Source organism: Bifidobacterium sp. POST2/T3 (B1) (assembly GCF_058197115.1).
In genome coordinates, this window is the sequence record NZ_JBVPQK010000372.1 from 1 (window position 1) to 2557 (window position 2557).

The window sequence follows — 2557 nt, forward strand, 5'->3', positions numbered from 1 at the left end:
GGTATGCCTATGACCAGACGGACGGGACGGCACGGAGCGCGCAGGTCCCTGGTCGGCACATTGTCCGTGGCTGTGGTGCTGGCCCTGGTCGGGTACATGCTGACCACCAATATCCGTGTCAACAGGACGGTCACGGTCACCTCGGATACGGCCGGGCTGGTGGAAGAGCGCGAGAACAAGGCTGCGGAGCTGCGCAAGGACATCAATGACATGAGCTCGCAGATCAACGCTCTGAAGACCATCACCGACGACGACAAGGGCAACTCGGACCAGGCCCGTGAGGACCCCGGTTCGGGCACGGTGCTCAAGGCCGTCCAAGGGCCGGGACTGACGGTAACCCTCGATGATTCCCCGCTCTGGAAGCAGAAGGTGGGGTCCGACGGATCGACGGCCAACATCAATGATTACGTCATCCACCAGCAGGATGTGGAGAGTGTGGTCAACGCGCTCTGGGCCGGGGGAGCCGAGTCCATGAGGATTCAGGACCAGCGTGTCCTGCCCACCACGGCCGTGCGATGCGTGGGCAATGTGCTGCTGCTGCACGGTCGAAAGTACTCGCCGCCATATAAAATTTCGGCCATAGGACCAGTCGATCGGATGACCAAGTCCCTGAATGCTTCGCCATCCATCCAGATTTACAAGGAGTACGTGAATACGGTAGGTCTGGGATGGAATGTCGAATCTTCGGGCAATCTGAGATTCCCTGAGACGACGGCTGTCCTGCAGCCACTCCAGTATGCATCTCTAGATGAGAAGGCACGGTAAATGACGACAGAAGACTCGGAGAATGACTGGATGTCGGTTGATAAACCTGCCGATAAGCGACGAAAGTGGCCGGTTGGGATAGCAGAAATCGTGGGGGAGCTGCTGATGACGCTGGCCGTCATCTGTGCCCTCTACGTGGTTTGGCAGCTTTGGTGGACCGGTGTGCAGTCCGAGCATCAGCAGTTGGAGACCCGTGCCTCGACCGCTTGGAGCGACCCGGGATCGGGAGATACCCGAAAGGTGGCCAAGCCTCAGAGCGGAATGCCGCCGGTACAGCCCGAACACGCCTCAGAGGGCGATCTGATGGCCCAGATCTACATCCCCCGTTTTGGACAGCGCTGGGAGCGCAACGTGGTTCAGGGCACGTCGCCCAGGGATCTGGCCTACGCGGGACTGGGGCACTACTCCAACACGCAGATGCCGGGCGAGCTGGGCAACATGGCTATTGCTGGACACCGCGCCGGCTATGGTGAGCCGCTGGGCCATGTGGACCAGCTGCGTGTGGGCGATGCCATCGTCCTGCGCACCAAGGATTACTGGTACGTCTACCACTACACCCGCTACAAGATCGTGGCTGCCAACGAGGTCAGCGTCATCGCCCCCAACCCTTATTCGCCCAACGAGGCTCCAGATCGGCGCATGATTACACTGACCACCTGTGAGCCCAAGTACACCACGGCCACCCACCGCTGGATCAGCTGGGGCGAATTCGGCTACTGGGCCAAGGTGTCCGACGGGGTGCCTAAGGAACTGCTTGGTGATAGAGGCAGCAAGGTGGCCTTTGCAGACGACAAGGGCTCGGTCATAGCCAGGGTGGGTTCCCTGCAACCGGTCTTCCTGGTTTTGGTAGCAGCCTATCTGATCATCTACCTGGCGGCCCTGGTTGCATGGCGTTACCCCTTGCTGCGGCAGATTCGCAAGGGCGAGAAGCCACAGCCCATGATCAGCCTCTACGGCTGGCTGCTGCGGCACCAGTCCGGCATAGCTCCGATTCGCTGGCTTCTGCTGATTCTGCTCCTGCTGGCTCTGACCTGTGCCTTGATGGAATGGGGCTTCCCATGGCTGGCCAGCAACGTGCCCTGGCTCAGACAGATATCCAACTACTCCGCTTTCTGATCTAGGCGGCGTGGAAAAGCGGCGGGGCCGCAGGATCCAGTGTGATTCTGCGACCCCGCCGCTTATTGATAGTCATGTCTTGCCGACTGTCAGAAGTAATTGCCAAAGGCAAAGGCAGAGGCAAAGGTCTTGTCTACGTCTCTCCAGCGGCCATGGTCCTGATGACGCAGTGCTGCAAGTCAATGCGGGTTTGTCGCAATCTGGCGACGCGACTTGGCAAGCGGCCAGTCCGGCAGTTATGGGTCAACCGTTATGGATTGGCTGATGGGTCCTGGCGGTTAACGCTTGGAGCTCTGGTCTGTCAGCAGAAGTCATGACTGATGTTTGTGACCGAAAGTCTCGGTTCTCAGCCTAATGACGCGGACTAATAGCCATCGCTCTAATTCATCCCGTATTCACTCTGCCTGGCTCTTTATGACCCAACTATATGACCCGGCGGCAATGCTGTGGCCGCCGGGTCATACGATCAGTTGGTGGAGCTGACGGTGGTCACAGTTATGGGGGTGTTGTCGTCCACCTTGCTGCCGGCTCCGGGACTTACAGCGGTCACCTTGTCCGTGTCCTTGCCGACAGAAGTGATTCTGTCGGCGCTGACACCGCTGTTGGTCAGCTTCTGCCGGTAGCTGCCCAAGGTCTCGCCCGGGGCGATGACTGGGACGCTGATGGCCGTGGTCAG

Annotated in this window: 3 protein-coding genes; 2 read left to right on the top strand and 1 reads right to left on the bottom strand. The window is 59.6% G+C overall.

The window, feature by feature from the left end; all coding sequences use genetic code 11:
• Positions 1 to 9: 9 nt before the first annotated feature.
• Both AC0AP0_RS11750 and AC0AP0_RS11755 read left to right on the top strand, forming a co-directional pair.
• Complete coding sequence (locus AC0AP0_RS11750) at positions 10 to 765, top strand: DUF881 domain-containing protein (protein WP_046322142.1); 756 nt, start codon at positions 10 to 12, stop codon at positions 763 to 765.
• Positions 766 to 1881 carry a class E sortase gene (locus tag AC0AP0_RS11755; RefSeq protein WP_144178613.1) on the top strand — a complete coding sequence of 372 codons (1116 nt, stop codon included), beginning with the start codon at positions 766 to 768 and terminating at the stop codon, positions 1879 to 1881.
• A gap of 466 nt (positions 1882 to 2347) precedes the next feature.
• Here AC0AP0_RS11755 and AC0AP0_RS11760 read toward each other — a convergent pair.
• Positions 2348 to 2557 (bottom strand): PASTA domain-containing protein (locus tag AC0AP0_RS11760; protein ID WP_490429934.1); only part of this gene is annotated, 210 nt, incomplete at its 5' end.